The following is an 18790-nucleotide window of genomic DNA, read 5'->3' on the forward strand; positions in this document are numbered from 1 at the left end:
GCCGTTCCCGTGCTCGGTGGTCCGGCCGTTCCCGTTGCCGCCGCTGTTGCCGGGGGACGGTCGAGGGGACGGCTGCGGGCGGTCGCCGCGGGGAGTGGGACGCGGGGGGCGGCCGGGGTCGCCGGCGCGCGAGCCGTCGGGAGTGGGACCGGGCTGGGGCTGGGGGGCGTGGGGTGCCTGGCCCTGCTGGTGCGGGCCCTGCTGACCGGGGTGGGGCCCGCCGGACCGCTGCTCGCCGGACCGCTGCTCGCCGGACCGCTGCTGGCCGGCGTGCGACCGGTCCGGGCCCTGCTGGTCGGTGTGCGCGCCCTGCGGGGCCGGGTGGGGCCGGCCGGGGGCCTGGTGGTCGGAGCGGGGCTGGTCGGGGTGCGGCTGGCCGGGTTGGGGCTGGCCGGGTTGGGGCTGGCCCGGGTTCTGGTGCCCGGGACGGGGAGGTCCACTCGCGCCGGGCGTCGGACGCGGAGGCTGTGGACCGTACGGGCTCGGCTGTCCGGGGGCGTGCTGGCCGGGGCCCGGCTGCCTGGGACCGTGCTGGACGGGGGCGTGCTGTCCGGCACCGTGGTGCGGCGGGTTCGGCTGTCCGGGGCCGGGCTGTCCGGAGCCGTGCTGACCCGGGCCCTGCTGCCCGGGGCCGCGCTGGTCGGGGCCCTGCTGACCCGGGCCGTGCTGGTAGGGACCCGGTCGGTGCGGGCCTTGCGGGCTGGGACCGTAGGCGCCGGGACCCTGTGGGCCGGGCCGCTGCGGACCAGGACCTTGCTGACCAGGACCCTGCGGACCGGGACCGAAGGCGCCGGGGACAGGGGGCGGGCCGTAGGGCTGGGGCCCGCCGGGGTAGGGCGCGGGCGGGCGGTGGCCACCGGGGCCGGGGCCCTGGGGGTGCGGGCCGCCGGGCGGGCGGCCGTAGGGCGGGACGGGACCGTTGCCGGGAGGTGGGCCGTACGGGCGCGGCCCCTGCCCACCGGGTCCCTGCCCACCGGGTCCCTGCCCACCGGGTCCCTGACCACCGGGACCCTGTCCACCGGGTCCCTGCCCACCGGGCCCCTGCCCGGGGGCGGATCCAGGGAGAGGGCCGGCAGGAAGGGGTCCGGCGGGAACGGGGCCGCCGGGCACGGGGCGGGGCGCGGGGCCGGACCGCATCGGCTGGGGAACCTGAGGCTGGGCAACCTGAGGCTGGGCAACCTGAGGCTGTGACATCTGAGGCTGGGGAACCCGGGGCTGGTCGACCTGCGGCTGCGGCACCTGCGGCGACTGCTGAGGGCCGGGCTGGGGGACGCCGCCGCCGACGGGTCGGCCGTCGGGCCGCGGCGGGCCGACGGGGGGCAGGTAGCCGGGCCGCGGGGCGGCCTCGTCGGACCGGGCACCGTCGGCGTCGGACCGGGCGTCGGACCGGGCGTCGGACCGGGCGTCGGACCGGGCGTCGGACCGGGCGTCACCGGTGTGGGCGTCGTCGGGGTGCGGGGCGTCGGGGCGGGCGCCCGAGCGGAACAGGTCGGCGCCGGAGAGGCTGGCGCCGGCCGGGATGCGATCCTGCCGTGTGCGCTCGGCGCCGTTCGGGTCGGCCCCGGTGGCGTCGGTCCCGCCGGCGTCGGCCGGGGCGGCGTCGGCCGGAGCGCGGTCGGGGAGCTGGACCGCGCGGGTGGGTTCGTCGACGGCCGGAGCGGGGGAGGAGTCCGGCGGACGCGCCTGCGTGACCTGCGTGGCCTCCGAGTCGGCGGAGGCGTCGGGGGTGGAGGAGGGGGTGGGGGCCGGCTCGGAGCTCGCCGACGGGACGGCCACGGCCTGCGTCGCCTCGGCGGCGGACAGGGTGGGGACGGCCTGGGTGGCGGCGGCGTCGGGCGCGGGGGCCGGGACGGGCCGGGGGACCGGCCGCTGCGCGGGCGGGCGCGGCTCGATCCGCGGCATGATCATCGTCTGCATCTGGGCCGACGACAGGTCGTCCATGAAGTGGTTGCTGCGCGACGGGCGGGCGGCCATCGCGGTGGTCTGGTCGTCGACCGGGTCCGGATCGACCTCGGCCTCCTGGTCGAGGAGGTCGCGGCGCTTCCTGAGCTCGCGCCACAGCCGGTAGAACCAGAACGGGATGACGACGAGGTTGGCGAGCGCGAAGCCCCACTGCGCTCCGGGCGCCCCGGCGAGCACGACGCCACCGACGCCGCAGAGGAAGGTGAGCGAGCCGAGGACGATCTGGATCGGCAGCGTCGACGACGCGCGGTCGATCGCGTAGAGCATCACGACCGGGCCGATGGTGCCGCAGGCGAAGACCTGCGCCACGACCGCCGCGAGCAGGATCTCCGAGGTGCCCTGCCAGGTGTCGTCGAGCAGGAAGATGCCGACCTGGTCGGGCACGAGCAGGAAGAACGAGCCCCAGCACAGCCCCAGGAACGCGACGGCGCCGGAGACGCCGACGGCGGCGAGCAGCCACTGCCGGTCGGTCATGTTCTTGCGACGCCGGGAGAACTCGGGGATCGCGAAGCTCATCGCGGCCGAGGACAGGATCGAGGTCGGCCCCAGGATCAGGGCGGCGCCGCGCAGGGAGCCGAGCGCCTGCACCGTGCCGACTCCCGCGATCACCAGCATCGCGCCCTGGTTGGCGCCGTGGGCGGTGGCGGCGGAGGCGAAGAGGTAGCCGGTGAGGTCGCGGTGCTCGCGGAACCAGGCGGGGGCGCGGCGGGGGTCGGGGAACGTTCCCGACTGCTTGATGCCCATCCCGACGGCGGCCAGGGCCGAGACGCCCCAGGCGAGGATGAGCAGGCCGACCGACTCGGCGCCGAAGACGAGGAGCGCGGCGACGGCGCTGAGCTGGAACAGCGTCCACGTGCCGTCGCTCAGCGCGGCGGCCGACGGGCGGCCGCGGGAGAAGAAGACGTAGCGGTAGGAGTCCTGCACCACGACGATCGGCATCACGATGGCCAGCGCGAGCAGCGCGGCCGACGCGGGCCCGTCGAGCAGCAGCCCGGCGATGCCGCAGCCGATGCCGGTGACGAAGCCGATGGTCAGCGCAGTGCCGGTGGCGTGGCCCGCCGAGCGGTGGGCCTCGTCCTTCTCGGCGTCGGAGAACCGGATGTTCAGCGGCGACGTCGCCAGGGCCCGGCTGCCGCTGATGACCAGCGCGAACACGGTGAAGGCGACGGAGAAGCCACCGAAGGACGGGGCGTCGACCGAGTTGGCGACCATGAACGACAGCACCGAGTTGGTGAGGCTGACGAGCATCTGGTCGCCGAGGTTCCACCCGGCGCGGCGGGCGACGGCGGGGATCCTCACCATGCGCGCACGACACGGCGGCACCGCGGGCCGTGGGGTCGTGCCGGCATCGTCATCTCCTCCGTCGTACCCCGGATCGGCCCAGGGACGCACACTCTCCGCCGACGAGAGCCTACCGGCCGGGGACGGGCGGAGAGGGGTGTGGGGATCCGGCGCGCTCACCCGTTCGGCGGAGCGTCGGGAGGAGGAGCCCGACGGACCGGCGGCGGAGCACCGGCGTCAGGCGGTGCGGCGCGGCTCCGGGGTGATCTCGGACACCGGTGCGGAGACCTCCGGGGCCGGGGCCGGTGCCCCGCGGCGCAGCACCCGCTGCCACGCCTCGCGGAGCACGCGGGTGAGCCGCCGGCGCACCATCGGTGCGAACATCGCGACCGCGGGACCCGGGTCGCGCAGCGACACGATCCCGAAGTCCCGCGCGCCGCGGTAGCTGCGGAGCACCTGCAGCGGGGTCTGGTCGCCGGCGCGGACGCGGGCGGCGGCGGCCCGGAACTCGAGGTCCGGGAAGATCGCCTTGCGCCCGTCGACCTGCTCGGGCTGCGGGCCCAGCGGGATCCCGGCCGCGGACGCGTACAGCCGCCACGACCCGTCGACGCCCATCGCGTCGGCCAGGCCGAAGCCGTTGGGCACACGGACGTTGATCTCGATGAGGTACAGCTCGCCGTTGCCGCTGTGCCGCTTCGTCTCGCACGCCGAGATGCCGACGAACCCGGCGTGGTCGAGCAGCTGCCGGTTGATCGCCGCCGTGCCCGGGAGCCGGCGCGACTCCATGACCGACCCGACGCCGTAGTCAGGCGGCCACTGCCGCACCTTGCTGCGCGTGTAGTCCAGCGGGTACGAGCCGTCGCGGTCGCGGATGGTCACCGCGCACTCGAGGTCGGTCTCCGGACCGGGGACGACCTCGGTGACCAGCACGTCGATGCCGTGGTCGAGCAGCCGGCCCGCGCTCTCCAGGAGGTCGGCCTCGCTCTCCACGCGGATCGTCCCGTGCCCGACGGCGGCCCGCGCGACGTGCGCGAGGGTGGCCTTGAGCACGCACGGGTAGGTGATCGCGGCGGCGCGCTCGGCCAGCTCGGCGTGGGTGGAGACGAGGTGCATCCACGGAGCGCGCACGCCGATCTCCGCAGCCATCTCGTAGAGCCGCTTCTTGTCCATGACGGCGGTGTGCACGCCGTCGGTGGACTCGAACGTCCGCAGGTTCTCGGCCAGCTCGGTGCGGTGGGCGCTGACGAACTCGCTCGCGGCGTCGGAACCGCAGATGACGACACCGCCCCCGGTGGCGGAGAGCGAGGCGAGCTCCGCGAGCCACGCGGCCGCGTCGGTGCGCGGGTCGGGCAGGGCCCGTCCGGTGACCCCGCGGCTGGCGAGGACGTGGGTAGTGGACGGGCTCGTGACGACGTGCACCTCGATGCCGCGGCGCACCAGCGCCCGCGCCACCGTCAGGCACCCGTCGTTGGGGTGCAGGATGATGGCGCGGGGCAGGTCGGTCGCGGTGTGCGGCATCAGGTGTCCGAATCATCCTTCGAGGTGCACGATGGCGTGATCGCGCTGCGGCGCGTGATCGGGGCGCCCAAGCTACACGCGCAGCCCGGGCACGACGCGCCGGGCGTTGTCGGCGTAGACCGCCTGCAGGAGCGCGCCGTCGAGCCCCATCCCGTACACCGACCAGCGGCCCTGTTGGGGTGGGTCGGCGCCGTAGGGGAAGTACTCGTCGTCGCTCTCCAGCAGGCGGAACCAGGTGCGGTACTGCTCGGGGCGGAACGGGAACGAGTCGGTGCCCCACAGCACGCGGTCGGCGTGCCGGGCCAGGAACGCGGCGGCGCGGCGGGGCTGGCGGCCCAGCTCGGCCTCGCGGGCCGACAGGTCGACGGTGAGGTTCGGCAGCCGGTCGAGCATCCGCGACGCGCGGTCGAGGTCCTCCGCCGAGCTCGCGACGTGCGCCCCGATGAACGTGGTGCGCGGGTGCGCCGCCACCACCCGCTCGAACGCGGTGACGAGCTCGTCGTGGCCGGGCACGTCGCGGGAGCCGTGGTGCCAGTCGGGGTGGCGGGTGAGCTCCTCGAACCGCTCGTTCGTGCGGTCGACCGGCTGCCAGAACGCCACCGGGTCGGCGGTGTGCATGAGGACCGGCAGGTCGAGGTCGGCCGCGGTCTCCCACACGTCGTACAGGCGGGGGTCGTCGGGCTGCACGAGCAGGCCGTCGTGGTCGCGGACGTCGAGGCCGAGGTCCTTCCAGACCTTGATCCCGCCCGCGCCCGCGGCCTTCGCCCGGTGCAGCACCGCCGGCAGCAGCTCGGGGAAGCGGCGGTCGGTGAGCAGCGACCAGTCCAGGTGGCAGAACGTGAGGAACCGGCCCGGGTGGGTGCGGTCGTAGCGGTCGAGGTTGGCCTCGAGCTCGGCGTCCCAGCGGCCGTCGAGGTTGACGATCGTGGCGACGCCCAGCTCGTCCATCGACGCCAGCAGCGCCCCGACGTCGGGCGCCATCCACGCGTGGCCCTGGTTGAGCCACAGCCCGAGGTGGTTGTGGACGTCGACGGCCGGCACCCGCGCCCGCCCGACGGCCGTCTCGGGCCCGGTGAGCGCGGACCGCGGCGCGTAGCTGTGCAGCGGCTGGCGGCGCACCTTGAGCTCGTTGCGCGCGAGCCCCAGCCGGCGCCCGACCGCGTGGACGACCCGGGCGGGGGTGACCCGACGGATCACGTGCGGGGCTCCAGGTGGCGGACCTCGTAGTTGCCGTAGCGGGTGCTGCCCGCGACGTCGGGGAACACGCCCGCCTGCACCGCGGTGGTGAGCTGGGCCAGGTAGTCCTGCACCGTGTGGTCGACGGTGAAGCCGAGCCGCTCGGTGATCTTGGCGAACGAGACGCGGTAGTTGCGCGGGTCGGTGTCGCCCTCGCGGTAGGAGACCACGGCGTCGGGGACGTGCTTCTGCACCTCCTCGACGATCATCCGCTTGGTGAAGCACTGGGTGGTGTCGCCGACGTTGAACACCTCGCCGCGGACCTTCTCCGGCGCGGCGGTGAGCACCGTCATGACGGCCTTGGAGATGTCGCGGATGTGGCAGTACGGGCGCCAGGTGTCGGCGTCGAACACGAGCAGGTCCTGGCCCGAGGCGATCTCCCAGGCGAACTGCGACACGGTGAGGTCGAAGCGCATCCGCGGCGACAGGCCGTAGGCGGTGGCGATGCGCAGCACCGTCATCGACGCGTCGGTGGAGGCGGCCGACTTGAGCAGGTGCTCCTCGACCTCGATCTTCGTGCGGGCGTAGAGCGACTGCGGGTTGAGCTCGCTCTCCTCGTCGGCCAGCGTCGCCGAGTCGTGGATGCCGTAGTTGCTGCACGTGGAGGTGAAGACGAAGCGCTGCACGCCCAGGCCGTCGAGCGAGTCGATGATCGCCTTGGTGGCGTCGGCGTTCACCTGCTGCGCGAGCTCCGGGTACTTCTTGCACACCGGGTCGCCGACGAGCGAGGCCAGCATGACGACGTCGGTGGCGCCGCGGGCGGCCTCGGCGAACACGGCGGCGTCGCGCAGGTCGCCGCGGTGCAGCGCGACCCGCGGGTCGTCGAGCACCGGGGCGAGGGAGAAGCCGTTGTCGTAGACGAACTGGTCGAGCACGCGCACCGAGGCGCCCGCGTCGAGCAGCAGGGGCACCATGACGGAGCCGACGTAGCCGGCGCCGCCGACGACGAGGACCGTGCGGTCAGAGAGGTCGAAGGCCACGAGGAAGATCCTTTCAGAGGGCCCCGGCGAGCGAGGCCACCACCCGCTCGACGTCGGCGGGGGAGAGGCGGGGGTGCAGGGGCAGGGTCAGTTCGCGGTCGGCGTAGGCGTCGGTGTGCGGGAGGTCGGCCTCGCCGTAGGCGTCGACGTACCGGCTGAAGCGGTGCACGGGCGGGTAGTGCATCGAGCTCTGCACGCGGACCGCGCGCAGCCCCGCCATCACGGCGGTGCGGTCGGCGCCCGCGGGCAGCAGGACCGGCAGGATGTGCGCGGTGCTCGGGTGCCCCTCGTCGAAGGGCACCGTGACCTCGGGCAGCGCCCGGGCCAGCACCTCCCGGTAGGTCGAGGTGAGCTCGAGGCGGGTGGCGTTCCAGCCGGGGAGGCGCTCGAGCTGGACGATCCCGACGGCCGCGCGCAGCTCGTCCATCCGGAAGTTGTGCCCGAACTCGACGACGTCGTACCCGACGGCCCGGCCCCGGTCGCGGTCCAGCGTGCTCGCGGTCATGCCGTGCGCGCGCAGCAGGCGCACGCGGGCGAGCCGCTCCGGGTCGCGGGCGAGGACCATGCCGCCCTCGGCGGTGGTCATGTTCTTGTTGGCGAAGAAGCTGAACGCGGCGGCGTCGGAGTGCACGCCGATGCCCTCGGCCATCCCGGCGACGTGCGCGGCGTCCTCGAGCAGGAGCAGGCCGTGCTCGTCGGCCAGCGCGCGCCAGGCGGGCAGGTCCATGAGGTAGCCGCCGTAGTGCATGACGACGATCGCGCGCGTGCGCGGCGTGATCTTGGCCCGGGCGTCGGCCAGGGCCATGTGCGGCCGGTCCGGGCCCTCCAGGTCGACGAACACCGGCGTGGCGCCGGCGTGCACGACGGTGGCCGCGGTGGCCACGAACGTCATCGACGGGACGAGCACCTCGTCGCCCGCGCCGACGTCGAACGCGGCGAGCATGAGCGAGAGCCCCGCCGTGGCGGAGTTGACGGCCACCGCGTCGGCCGCGCCGTGCACCGTCGCGAACGCCTGCTCGAACCGCTTGACCCGCTCGCCCATCGCGAGCCAGCCGCTGTCGATCACCTCGGCCAGCGCCCGCTTCTCGGGCTCGCCCAGGATCGGGGCGCCGAGCTCCACCAGCGGCAGCTCGGTCACGTCGGTGGTCTGCACGTCAGAGGCCTGCGACGTCATCGCCCATCCCGTCCATGAGGGTCGTGAGCTGGGTCTGGGCGCGGCGGAGGTCCTCGATGCGCCCGATGTCGACCCAGCGGCCGGTGTGCTGGTAGGCGTTGACCGGCCGGTCCTGCTCCAGCATCACCGCCATGAGCTGGTCGAAGCCGAACGGCCCGGCCTGCGGGATGTACTCGAACACCTCGGGGCTCATGCAGTAGATCCCGGTGCTGACGTGGAAGGTCTCGGTCGGCTTCTCCTGGAACCCGACGACCCGCCCGTCCCGGTGGGTCAGCACGCCGTAGGGGATGTTCACCGTCTGCGGCGTCAGCACCACGGTCAACGGGCCGGCGCCCTTCTCGTGGAAGCGCAGCACCTCGGTCAGGTCGAGGTCGGTGTAGACGTCGGAGTTCGAGACGAAGAACGGCCCGTCGAGCCGCTCGCGCAGCGCGCTCAGCGGGCCGATGGTGCCCAGCGGCTCGTCCTCGCCGACGTAGTCGATCGTGACGCCCCAGCGGCTGCCGTCGCCGCAGTAGCTGCGGATCAGCGGTCCGAACGAGCTGACGGTGATGACCACCTCGCGCACGCCCGCCGCGGCGAACTGCTCGAGCAGGTTGTCCACCACGGTGCCCTCGCCGATCGGCATCAGCGCCTTGGGCAGCACGGTGGAGTACGGAGCCAGCCGGGTGCCCTTGCCCCCCGCCTGGATCACGGCCTTCAGGTCCCCCACAACATCTCCGATCCCGTCGTGTGTTCGGTCGGCACGGGCCCCCGCCCGTGTTACAGCTGGTGCGACCGCGCGCCGTCAGGAGACGGGCGTCGGCGTCCGGCGCGCCGGACCGGGCCGGTGCAGGCCCGTGAGCAGGTCGAGGATGGTGCGGGCCGAGCGGGAGACGTCGAACGACATCGCCTGCTGCGGGCCCCGGTGCGCGCGCTCGCCGAGCACCGACGGATCGCGCAGGTGCCGCTCGATCGCCGCGCTGAGCTCGTCGAGTGCGCCGACGGGCACCAGGTCGCCGTACGCGCCGTCCTCCAGCAGGAGGTCGACGCCCGTGCCGCAGCGCGTGGCGACGATCGGCACGCCGACCGCCAGCGCCTCGAGGATCGTGAGCGGCATGCCCTCGGAGTTGGACGACAGCACGAACAGATCTGCCGTGGAGGTGATCGGGTACGGGTTGTCGACGTACCCCGCGAGCTCGACGGTGCCGCCGACGCCCTCCTCCGCGACGGCCGCCTCGATCTCGCCGCGCACCGGGCCGTCACCGATGATCACCAGGCGGTGGTCGACGCCCGCGGCGAGCACGCGCGCGTGGGCGCGCACCAGCAGCGGGAAGTCCTTCTGCACGCTGAGCCGGCCCTGGCCCACGACGACCGGCGGGACGCCCACGGGCCGCAGCGGCGTGCCCGGGTCGGGCTCGGCCGGCAGCCCGGCCTGCGCCCGGACCCGGCCCACGTCGATCCCGTTGACGACGACCCGGACCCGCTCGCGCGGCAGGCCGTTGGCCACCACGCCGGGCACGATGCTGTCGGCGACGCTGATCGCGAGGTCGGCGTGGGAGTGCACGAAGCGGGTGAGCGGCCGGATCGGGCGGGCGACCCAGGTGGCGATGGCGTCGTCCAGGTCGGCCTGCACGAGCACCCCGAACGGGCGGCGCGCCAGCCGCGCGGCGACGTAGCCCAGCAGCAGACCGACGCCGGTCTCGGAGCCTGCGAGCACCACGCCGGAGCGCCGCGCGCGGCGCACGAGGCGGGCGAGCGCGACCGGCCAGGTCCAGCGGAAGCGGCTCCCGCGGGCGGTGAGGAACACCAGCGGCACGATGGGGTCGACGGGCGCGTGCGCCTCGTCCTCGACGTCCTGCACGACCGCGACCTGCACCGGAGCATCGATCATCCGCCACTGCCGCGCGTACTCCAGGGCCACGCGGACGCCGCCGTTGTCGCGCAGGGAGTCGGCGACCACCAGGACCGGGTTGTTCTCGGGGGGGTGGCCGTGGGCCCGCACCTCCGCCAACACATCCTCCTGCACTCGGGCGATCGACTGCTCCCGACGGACCACTCGGCCCGCATCGACGCCCGGCAAGTGTGTCAGCCGAAGGTGTGAGGCTCGATTGAGGCTGTCCTAACTCGAGGTGCCCGCCGGAGCGCCCCGCCACAGCCCCGTGACGTAGGCCGCGTGCTCGGCCGCGAGCGCCCCCCGGCCGCGCGCGCGGGCCAGCAGGTACCGGGGCGCGTACCCCAGCGTGAGGGCCAGCCGGACGCCCAGGACGGTCGCGGCCGGATGGTGCTGGCGGACGTAGCGCACGAGCGACGCGCCGCGCAGCTGCAGCATGTGCGTCTTGCCCTCGCCCGAGCCGCCGCCCAGGTGCGGGACGAGCAGGTCGGTGCGGACGCGCTGGCGCAGCCCGGCCTCGCGGATCGCGCGGCCGAAGGCGACGTCCTCGTTGTAGACGAAGAACTGCTCGTCGAAGCCGCCGAGCCGGTCGAAGGTGGCGCGGCGGACGGCCATGCAGGCACCGCTGAGCCAGTCGAGCTCGATGGGCCTGCCGGGCACCGGTCGCGCCCACAGCCCCGCGGTGGGGAAGAGCTTGTGCGCGCCGACGGCGTGCACGAACGCGCGCCGGGCCGTCGGCTCCCACCCGCCGACGCCGATCTCGACGCTGCCGTCGGGCAGCACCGTCGTGGCGCTGACCGCGCCCAGGCCCGGGTCGGCCGCGACGTCGGCGGCCAGCGCGTCGAGGGTGGCGAGGTCGGGGGAGCTGTCGGGGTTCACGAACACGACGATGTCGTGGGTGGAGGTGCGGACCCCCAGGTTGGCGCCCGAGGCGAACCCGCGGCCGGGGCCGTCGAGGTAGCGGACACCGGGGCGCCCGGCCACGACCGCGGACAGGCCGTCGACGTCGTGGGAGTTGTCGACGACGGCGACCGGGCGGCCCGGCAGCGCGTCGAGGAGCGCGCGCACGAGCCCCGCGCTCTTGTAGGCGACGAGCACGATCTCGTAGTCGAGGCCGCGCACGCGGGGGTCGGCGTCGGCGGCGGCGGGGTCGGCGGACACGGACGGGAGGCTACCCGCGGGCGGTGACCGCCCCGGGGGCCGCCGTCACCCGAAGGTGCGCAGGACCTCCTGGCTCGCGTCGTCCTGGTCGAGGTTGCTGATGTCGCAGCCCCCGGTGCCGGGCTGCCAGGCCCAGGCCAGCGCGCCGGCGTAGCCGCCCGCGGTGTCGGTGTAGACCTCGGCCTTCTCGGCGATCAGCGCGGCCCGCGCGGCGTAGTCGAGGTCGCAGCCCTCGCCGGCGGTGATCCCGTACTCGCCGACGATCACCGGCTTCCCGCCGGAGTTGGCCCGCACGCCGGGGCCGTGGTTGGACTCGACCTCGTTCTCGTCGTACTCGTGCATCGAGGCGATGTCGACGCCCGGCGACTCGTGGACGTCGCGGAAGTTCTCCTCGCCGTCGAGCCAGTAGGGGGCCACCGTGCCGGAGGAGAACAGCCGGTCCGGGTCGACCGCGTCGGCCGCCGCACCCATCTCGTCGTGAACTCCCGCAGCGCCCCGCCCGCGTAGTCCGGTTCGTTGAAGTACTCGAACCAGGCGATCGCGGTCTCACCGCGGTAGCGCTCCAGCAGCGCCGTCATGTGGTCGCGGAAGACGGCGCGCTCGGAGGAGTCGGCGAACCACGCCTCGTCCTTGTCGTTCTCCCCGCAGCCGCCGATCGCGTCGTCGAGGGTGATCGCGAGGTACACGCCGTTCTCGCGCGCGGCGGCGACCGCGGCGTCGAGGCGCTCGGTGCTCCAGCCGTCGTAGAAGAAGAGGCGGACGGCGCCGTGGCCGTCGTGGCGCATCGAGGCGAACCAGGCCTCGACGTCGGCGGCCGACATCTTCTCCTCGTCGGTGCCGCAGTCGCCGGACCAGACGAAGGAGTTGTAGCCCAGGAACCACCAGGGCTCGCCGCCGCGCAGGATCCGGTCGCCGTCGACGGTGATCGCCGGCACGGCGCCGGTTGCGGGGGCGGCCGGGGGAGCGGAGCGGGCGGCGGGCTCGCGGGGCGCGGCGGCGGTGCCGGAGCGCGCGCGGGTGGCCGAGCCGGGGTCGTCGCCCGGGGCGCCGGCGGGGAAGCCGCCCGTCCACAGCTGCGCGGGCAGGACCACGGCCAGCACCAGGGCGACGACGAGCGCCACCCGCCGCCCGCGCGAGGGCGGGGCGGCGGGTGGCGCGGGTCGGACGTCGGTGGAGGTGGGCATCGGGGTCCTCGTCGTCGGCGGCGGGCTCCACCCTGCGCCGCCCGGGCCGTCCCCGTGGGCGAACGGGGAGGATCACCCGATCGTCGTACGCCGTCCCTCGGTGTCGTCGTCGGACGAGCCGCCGTCGTCGCCGGAGCCGTCGTCTGACTGGCCGCCGTCGTCCGCCGAGTCGTCCGAGCCGGAGTCGCCGGAGCCGGAGCCGGAGCCGGAGCCGGAGTCGTCGGCAGCGGAGTCGTCGTCCGCCGCGGGCGCCTCGTCCCCGACCACGTCACCGACGAGGTCGCCGACCGTGTCGCCGACCTGGCCGGCCACCGCACCGAACTCGCGCATCGCGCTCTGGCTGGTCTCGTCCTCGTCGAGGTTGCTGATGTCGCAGCCGCCCGTGCCGGGCTGCCAGGCCCAGGCCAGCGCGCCGGCGTAGCCGATCGTCGTGTCCGTGTAGACCTCGGCCTTCTGCCGGATCAGCTCGGCGCGGCCCGCGTAGTCGACGTCGCAGCCCTCGCCCGCGGTGATGCCGTACTCGCCGACGATGGTGGGCTTGCCGCCGGAGTTGGCGCGGACGCCGGGGCCGTGGTTGGACTCGACCTCGTTCTCGTCGTACTCGTGCATGGAGGCGATGTCGACGCCGGGGGACTCGTGGACGTCGCGGAAGTTGTCCTCGCCGTCGAGCCAGTAGGGGGCGACGGTGCCGGAGGAGAAGAGGCGGGTGGGGTCGACCTCGTCGGCCGCGGCGCCCATCTCGTCGTAGAACTCGCGCAGCGCGCCGCCCTCGTAGGAGGGCTCGTTGAAGTACTCGAACCAGGCGATCGACGTCTCGCCCCGGTAGCGCTCGAGCAGCATCGTCATGTGCTCGCGGAAGGTGTCGCGCTCGGACTGGTCGGCGAACCAGCCGGCCTCCTTGTCGTTCTCCCCGCAGCCGCCGATGGCGTCGTCGAGGGTGATCGTCAGGTAGACGTTGTTCTCCTTCGCCGACTCGACGGCCGCGTCGAGGCGGTCGAGGTTCCAGCCGTCGAAGAAGAAGAGGCGGACGGCGCCGTGGCCGTCGTGGCGCATGCTCTGGAACCAGGCGTCGACCTGCTCGGCCGACATCATCTCCTCGTCGGTGCCGCAGTCGGCGGACCAGACGAAGGAGTTGTAGCCCAGGAACCACCAGGGCTCGTCGCCGCGCATGATCCGGTCGCCCTCGACGGTGATCGCCGGCATGGCGTCGGTGGCGGGCTCCTCGGCCGGGGCCTCGGCGGGCGTCTCCGCGGGCGTCCCGGCCGGGGCCGGCTCGGGGGCGGGGGTGGGCTCGGGACCGGTCGTGGGCGCCACCGGCGCGGCGGGCGCCACCGGTGCCGCGGGAACGGCGGGCGCGGTGGGCGCGGGCGCCGTGGTGGGTGCGGCGGGCGCGGCGGCGGCGACGGGCGCGGAGGGCACGGACGGCACGGACGGCACGGACGGGACCGGGGGCACCGGCGCGACGGACGGCACCGGGGGCACCGGCGGTGCCGGGGGCGCCGCGGGATCGGTGCCGGGGTCGGGCGGGGGCTGGGTGAGCCCCGGGGCCGGCGCTGCGGGCGCCGCCACCGGCACGACGGCCGGGCCGGCCGCGGCGGCGAGCGCCGGGACTGTCGGGAGGAGCGCGAGCGAGAGCGCCGCCACCGCCGCGCCGAGGAGGCGCCGCGACGGGCCGGAGCGCCGGCGGGAGTGGGTGCCGTTGCGGTTCATGAGCCGTACCTGCCTCTGCTGCATCCGGAGGTCCGGGTGCGGTCGATTGGGGGAGCAGGACCGACCATGCAGCGACGGTGACGGGTTCCCTAGCGATCTCCGTCGAACGAGGGACTCACGATGGGGGGATACGGAGCGCTACGTGTGCGAACCGTGAGCAATCGGCCGGAACGGTGACTCTCGGTACAGGAGTGGCGTGTGTGACGAGAGAGGCGACCCCGCGCCCGGCGGAGGCTCTCGGAGGCCGAGCGGTCGGTCACCGACGGTGGGCGGCCACCGCGTCGACGAGGTGTGCCGTACCGAGGACGACGGCCACCGCGGTCGCGGCTCCCCCGACCGTGTCCGTCGGGTAGTGGACCTCGATCGCGGTGAGCGCCACGCCGGTCCCGGCGCCGACCGCGACGGTGCCCGCGGCGACCGCCATGGCGTCCCACGGACGCCGCGGCGCCAGCACGTCGACGACGAGCAGCATCCCGGCCGCGGCGAGCGCCGTCGCCAGCCCGGTGTGCCCGCTCGGGAACGCGTGCTCGCCCCGGCGGCCGAAGCGGCGGCCGACGAGCGGCTTGAGCGCGGACGTCGCGACGCCCGTCAGCACCGGCCCCGCGACGGCGACGAGCGCGAGCCGCGGCCGCCCCAGCGCCAGCCCGGCCGCGGCCAGCCCCGCGGTCAGGGCGACCGCCCGGGCCGGGTCGCCCACCGAGAACACCCGCCACGCGAGCCCGCCCCGCCCGGCCGGGACGCGCTCGACCACCGTGCTCAGCCCGTCGTCGAGGCGCCCGGGCGCGGTGCCGCCGGCGTAGCGCGCGCCCAGCCCGGCCGCGAGCGCTGCCCCGGCCAGCGCGGCCCCGGCGGCCGCGGGACGCAGCGACGGGCGCAGGGCGGGGCGGGAGCGGCGGGGCGCGGGCACCGCGGGATCGTCCCAGGGCGGGCCCGCGGGGCCGTGGTAGACCTCACGGGTGACCGAGCCGCACGAGATGACCGCGCGCGACCAGGCCGCCGCCCTGCGCCGCGGGGACCTGGGCGCCGTCGAGCTGGTGGAGCACGCGCTGCGCCGGGTGGAGGCGCTCGACGCCGGGCTGGGCGCGTTCGTCACCGTCACCGCCGACCGCGCCCTCGACGAGGCCCGCGCGGCGGAGAAGAGGCTCGCGGCGGGCGGGGACGACCTCCCGCCGTTCCTCGGGGTGCCGACCGCGATCAAGGACCTGGCGATGACGGCCGGCGTGCCCACGTCGTTCGGGTCGCCGGTGTACGCGGGCTGGGTCCCCGACGTCGACGACGACTCCGCCCGGCTGCTGCGCGCCGCCGGCACGATCAGCCTCGGCAAGACCGCCACCCCCGAGTTCGGGCTGCCGCCCTACACCGAGCCCGCCGGTCGGCCCCCCGCCGTGACGCCGTGGGACCGCACCCGGCTCGCGGGCGGCTCCAGCGGCGGTGCGGGCGCGGCCACCGCGGCCGGCCTCGTCGCCTTCGCCCACGGCACCGACGGCGGCGGCTCCATCCGCATCCCGGCCGCGGCCTGCGGGCTCGTCGGGCTCAAGACCAGCCGCGGGCTCGTCTCGCGCGGCCCGGCCGGCGGCGATCCGCTGGGCATGTCGGTGTCGGGTCCGCTCGCCCGCACCGTCGACGACGCCGCGGCGATGCTCGACGCGCTGGCCGTCGCCGTCCCGGGGGAGCCGTACCCGCTGCTCGCGCCGCGCCCGGAGACCTACCTGGCCGCCGCCCTGCGCGCCGCCCCGCGCCGGCTGCGGATCGGCCGCTACCGCACACCGCCGGTGCCCCAGGCCGTGCTCGACCCGGCCTGCGTGACGGCCTACGAGCAGGTCACCGAGCTGCTGACCGGGCTCGGGCACGAGGTCGTCGAGTTCGAGCCCGGCATCGACGGGTCGTTCCTGCCGGTGTTCGAGACGCTGTGGGCGGTGCTCGCGCACGGTCACCCGGTGCCGCCGGAGGCCGAACCGCTGCTCGCCCCGCTGACGCGGTGGTGGCGCGACCGCGGCAGCGCGGTGTCCGGGCCGGAGTACCTGGCCGCCACGCAGTCGGCGCTGGTGGTGACGCGGCGGGTCGTCGGGGCGCAGGCCGCCGCGGGCGTCGACGTCGTCCTGACCCCGATGCTCGCCCAGCTGCCGCGCCCGGTCGGGTGGTTCACCGACGGCGGCGACCCGGCGGAGGACTTCGCGCGGCAGAAGCGCTTCACCCCGTTCACGGCGACCTACAACATCACCGGCCAGCCCGCGCTGAGCCTGCCGGTGGCGTTCGCCCGCCCCGTCGACGGCCCGGCCGACGGGCCCGAGCTGCCGGTGTCGGTGCAGCTCGTGGGCCGCGCGGGCGACGACGCGCTGCTGCTGGAGCTGGGCGCCCAGCTCGACGCCGCGTCCGGTCGCGACGCGGGCCGGCGGCCCCCGATGTGGTGACACCGGCGACGCGGCGACGAAGGGTGACCTACACCCATGGGGCATGATGGCTCGATGCCAGCCACCGAGAACACGGCGGCCCACCCCTCGACGGCCGCGACGCTGCAGATCGGCGAGGTCGCCCGACGGGTCGACCTGTCGATCCGCACGATCCGCCACTGGGAGGAGATGGGGCTGGTCACGCCGACCGCCCGCAGCTCCGGTGGTTTCCGCCTGTACAGCGAGGAGGACGTCTCCCGCATCCGGCTGCTGCGCTTCATGAAGCCGCTCAACCTCTCGCTCGAGCAGATGCGCGAGCTGCTGCACATCCGGGAGCAGCTGACGGAGGGCACCGAGAGCCCGACCGACCGCGTCGAGGCCCTGGTCTGGCCCCGCACGAGCGACGCCGGAGCCTGCCGCTCGGAGCTCGCCGAGGGTCTCGCCGCGTTCGCCGACCTCGCCGACCGGCGGCTGCAGAAGCTGCGCCGCTACGTCGAGGAGGTCGAGGAGTTCGTCGGGCGCCTGCGCGAGGAGGTGCGCGAGGGCACCGGTCGCGACCAGGTCCCGGCGTCAGGGGCGCGCGAGGGTGCGCACCCAGTTGACAGTGGCGCGTAGCCCGTCGGCCAGCGGGGTCGGGTCGCCGAGCCCGAGGTCGGCGCGGGCGCGGGTGACGTCGAGGCAGCTGCGGCGCACCTCGCCGGGCCGCTCGGGCCGGAACTCGGGCGCGAACGACCCGGCGGGCAGGTCGGCGGCGGCGGCCACCGCGTCGACCAGCGCCAGCAGGTCGACCTCGGTGCCGGTGCCGACGTTGTAGACGTCGTGCCCGAGCGCCCCGGCCCGGGCCGCGGCCAGGTTGGCGCGCACGATGTCGCCGACGAAGACGTAGTCGCGGGTCTGGCGGCCGTCGCCGAACACGGTGGGCGGGGTGCCGGTGAGCGCGCGGTCGCACAGGATCGCGATCACCCCGGCGTCGCCGTGCGGGTCCTGCCGCGGGCCGTAGACGTTGCCGTAGCGCAGCGTGGTGACGTCCAGCCCGTGCGACCGCCCGAACCAGGCCCCGTAGGCCTCGGTGGTCAGCTTGCTCAGCCCGTACGCCGACAGCGGCACCGCCGGGTGCGTCTCGGGCGTGGGCACGGCGGTGGTGTCGCCGTAGATCGCGCCGCCGGTGGAGGTGTTGACGACGCGCCGGACGCCCGCGCGGTGGGCGGCGGCGAAGACGTTGAGCGAGCCGACGACGTTGGTGTGCGCGTCGAGGGCGGGCTCGGCCATCGAGGTGCGCACGTCGATCTGCGCGGCGAGGTGGTAGACGACCTCCGGCCCGAACGCCGTGACCTGCTCGGCGACGGCCGCGGCGTCCCGGACGTCCACGCGCGCGAGCCGGGCGCCCGCGGCGAGCGCGCCGGTGAGGTTGGTCTCGCTGCCGCGGCTCAGGTCGTCCAGCACGAGGACCTCGTCGCCGGACGCCACCAGCGCGTCGACGACGTTCGATCCGATGAACCCGGCTCCACCGGTGACCACGGCACGCATACCGACACGCTAACGGGGTCGGCCCCGACCCCCGCGCGGCGGCCGCGTGGGTTAGGTTCTCGCCCGTGGACGTGGTGGTGTCGATCCTCTGGTACGCGGTGCCGTCGATCGCGTTGTACCTGCTCGTGGCCGCTCTCGTGGTCGGGCCGCGCCTCGCGCGCCGGCCCCGCTACCGGGTCGGGCAGCCGTGGCCGCACGAGCCGATGTGGTGGACGGCCAACCCGCAGGGCGCGCAGCTGCCCGCGGCGCACGGTCACGCGGTGACCGGTGAACGAGGAGGTGCCCGTGGCAGCTGGTGAGGGACACGGACACGGTCAGGTCGCGGTCCCCGAGGACCTGCCGCCGGGCACCGTCGTCACGTCGTCGGGACGCGTGTCCGCGGCCGAGGTCTTCACCGAGCCCGACCGCGACGCCCAGCCGTTCACGCCCGTGCAGCTCACCCGGCTCGACGAGGCGCTCACGCTCGCCAGCCGCGAGACCGGCCTGCGCTTCTCGGTCTACCTGGGCGACCTCGGGCCCGACGTCACCGCCCGCGTCGCCGAGCTGCACTCCCAGCTGGAGGGCTCCGGCGAGGCGGTGCTCGTGGCGGTCAGCCCCGAGCAGCGGGTCGTGGAGGTGCTCACCGGCGCCGAGGCGCGCGTGCGCCTGCCCGACCGCGGCGCGAAGCTCGCCGTGATGAGCATGGTGGCCTCGTTCCGCGAGGGCGACCTCCTCGGCGGGCTGCTCAGCGGCCTGCGCATGCTGGCCGACCAGGCCGGGGGCCGGCGGCGCACGCGCTGAGCACCGCGTACCCGCAC

The 18790-nt window shown here is 75.3% G+C and carries 17 protein-coding genes; 5 read left to right on the forward strand and 12 right to left on the reverse strand.

All coding sequences use genetic code 11. The features are described from left to right. Positions 1 to 528: 528 nt before the first annotated feature. Positions 529 to 1191: a pentapeptide repeat-containing protein gene (locus tag HOP40_RS36795; RefSeq protein WP_420821820.1), complete on the forward strand. Its 663-nt coding sequence runs from the start codon at positions 529 to 531 to the stop codon at positions 1189 to 1191. Between the two features lie 2289 nt (positions 1192 to 3480). Here HOP40_RS36795 and HOP40_RS15585 read toward each other — a convergent pair. From HOP40_RS15585 to HOP40_RS15635, 11 genes are all read right to left on the reverse strand, one after another. After that, the gene (locus tag HOP40_RS15585) at positions 3481 to 4761 is read right to left on the reverse strand and encodes a carboxylate--amine ligase (RefSeq protein WP_172159222.1); all 1281 of its coding nucleotides are present in this window, start codon (positions 4759 to 4761) and stop codon (positions 3481 to 3483) included. Positions 4762 to 4833: 72 nt separating this feature from the next. Then, positions 4834 to 5958, reverse strand: coding sequence for an amidohydrolase family protein (locus tag HOP40_RS15590; RefSeq protein WP_172159224.1), 1125 nt, complete (start codon positions 5956 to 5958; stop codon positions 4834 to 4836). Continuing rightward, the gene (locus tag HOP40_RS15595) at positions 5955 to 6977 is read right to left on the reverse strand and encodes an NAD-dependent epimerase/dehydratase family protein (RefSeq protein WP_172159226.1); all 1023 of its coding nucleotides are present in this window, start codon (positions 6975 to 6977) and stop codon (positions 5955 to 5957) included. Before HOP40_RS15595 ends, HOP40_RS15590 begins: the two co-directional genes overlap by 4 nt. Before the next feature lie 13 nt (positions 6978 to 6990). After that, complete coding sequence (locus tag HOP40_RS15600) at positions 6991 to 8151, reverse strand: DegT/DnrJ/EryC1/StrS family aminotransferase (RefSeq protein ID WP_205347199.1); 1161 nt, start codon at positions 8149 to 8151, stop codon at positions 6991 to 6993. After that, positions 8132 to 8860, reverse strand: a complete 729-nt coding sequence (locus tag HOP40_RS15605; RefSeq protein WP_205347200.1) for a sugar phosphate nucleotidyltransferase — start codon at positions 8858 to 8860, stop codon at positions 8132 to 8134. The genes HOP40_RS15600 and HOP40_RS15605 overlap by 20 nt, the downstream gene beginning before the upstream one ends. 75 nt (positions 8861 to 8935) lie before the next feature. Continuing rightward, positions 8936 to 10132: a glycosyltransferase gene (locus tag HOP40_RS15610; protein WP_240157790.1), complete on the reverse strand. Its 1197-nt coding sequence runs from the start codon at positions 10130 to 10132 to the stop codon at positions 8936 to 8938. A gap of 117 nt (positions 10133 to 10249) precedes the next feature. Next, entirely contained in the window at positions 10250 to 11182 is a 933-nt protein-coding gene (locus tag HOP40_RS15615) for a glycosyltransferase family 2 protein (RefSeq protein ID WP_205347201.1), read from the reverse strand. Between the two features lie 45 nt (positions 11183 to 11227). After that, the gene (locus HOP40_RS15620; protein WP_172159230.1) at positions 11228 to 11524 is read right to left on the reverse strand and encodes a hypothetical protein; all 297 of its coding nucleotides are present in this window, start codon (positions 11522 to 11524) and stop codon (positions 11228 to 11230) included. Then, entirely contained in the window at positions 11446 to 12366 is a 921-nt protein-coding gene (locus HOP40_RS15625; RefSeq protein ID WP_172159232.1) for a glycoside hydrolase 5 family protein, read from the reverse strand. The genes HOP40_RS15620 and HOP40_RS15625 overlap by 79 nt, the downstream gene beginning before the upstream one ends. 72 nt (positions 12367 to 12438) lie before the next feature. After that, a complete protein-coding gene (locus tag HOP40_RS15630; protein ID WP_172159234.1) occupies positions 12439 to 14076 on the reverse strand; it encodes a cellulase family glycosylhydrolase in 1638 nt (545 codons plus the stop codon). Between the two features lie 256 nt (positions 14077 to 14332). Next, positions 14333 to 14983, reverse strand: a complete 651-nt coding sequence (locus HOP40_RS15635; protein ID WP_172159236.1) for a phosphatase PAP2 family protein — start codon at positions 14981 to 14983, stop codon at positions 14333 to 14335. A gap of 49 nt (positions 14984 to 15032) precedes the next feature. On the opposite strand from HOP40_RS15635, the gene HOP40_RS15640 reads away from it, so the two are divergent. Together HOP40_RS15640 and HOP40_RS15645 are read left to right on the forward strand one after the other, a co-directional pair. Beyond that, complete coding sequence (locus HOP40_RS15640; protein ID WP_172159238.1) at positions 15033 to 16487, forward strand: amidase; 1455 nt, start codon at positions 15033 to 15035, stop codon at positions 16485 to 16487. Between the two features lie 54 nt (positions 16488 to 16541). Then, on the forward strand, positions 16542 to 17081 hold the full coding sequence (locus tag HOP40_RS15645; protein WP_172159240.1) for a MerR family transcriptional regulator: 540 nt from the start codon (positions 16542 to 16544) through the stop codon (positions 17079 to 17081). On the opposite strand, the gene HOP40_RS15650 is transcribed toward HOP40_RS15645, so the two are convergent. After that, positions 17037 to 17993, reverse strand: a complete 957-nt coding sequence (locus HOP40_RS15650; protein ID WP_172159242.1) for an NAD-dependent epimerase/dehydratase family protein — start codon at positions 17991 to 17993, stop codon at positions 17037 to 17039. The two genes, HOP40_RS15645 and HOP40_RS15650, sit on opposite strands and share 45 nt — an antisense overlap. Before the next feature lie 65 nt (positions 17994 to 18058). Here HOP40_RS15650 and ctaJ point away from each other — a divergent pair, with 65 nt between their 5' ends. Continuing rightward, positions 18059 to 18292, forward strand: a complete 234-nt coding sequence (gene ctaJ / locus HOP40_RS15655; RefSeq protein WP_240157700.1) for an aa3-type cytochrome oxidase subunit CtaJ — start codon at positions 18059 to 18061, stop codon at positions 18290 to 18292. Beyond that, entirely contained in the window at positions 18279 to 18773 is a 495-nt protein-coding gene (locus tag HOP40_RS15660; protein WP_172159244.1) for a DUF5130 family protein, read from the forward strand. The genes ctaJ and HOP40_RS15660 overlap by 14 nt, the downstream gene beginning before the upstream one ends. The last annotated feature ends 17 nt before the right edge of the window (positions 18774 to 18790 follow it).

It is taken from the genome of Pseudonocardia broussonetiae, from assembly GCF_013155125.1.
GTDB classification, from domain to species: Bacteria; Actinomycetota; Actinomycetes; order Mycobacteriales; family Pseudonocardiaceae; genus Pseudonocardia; species Pseudonocardia broussonetiae.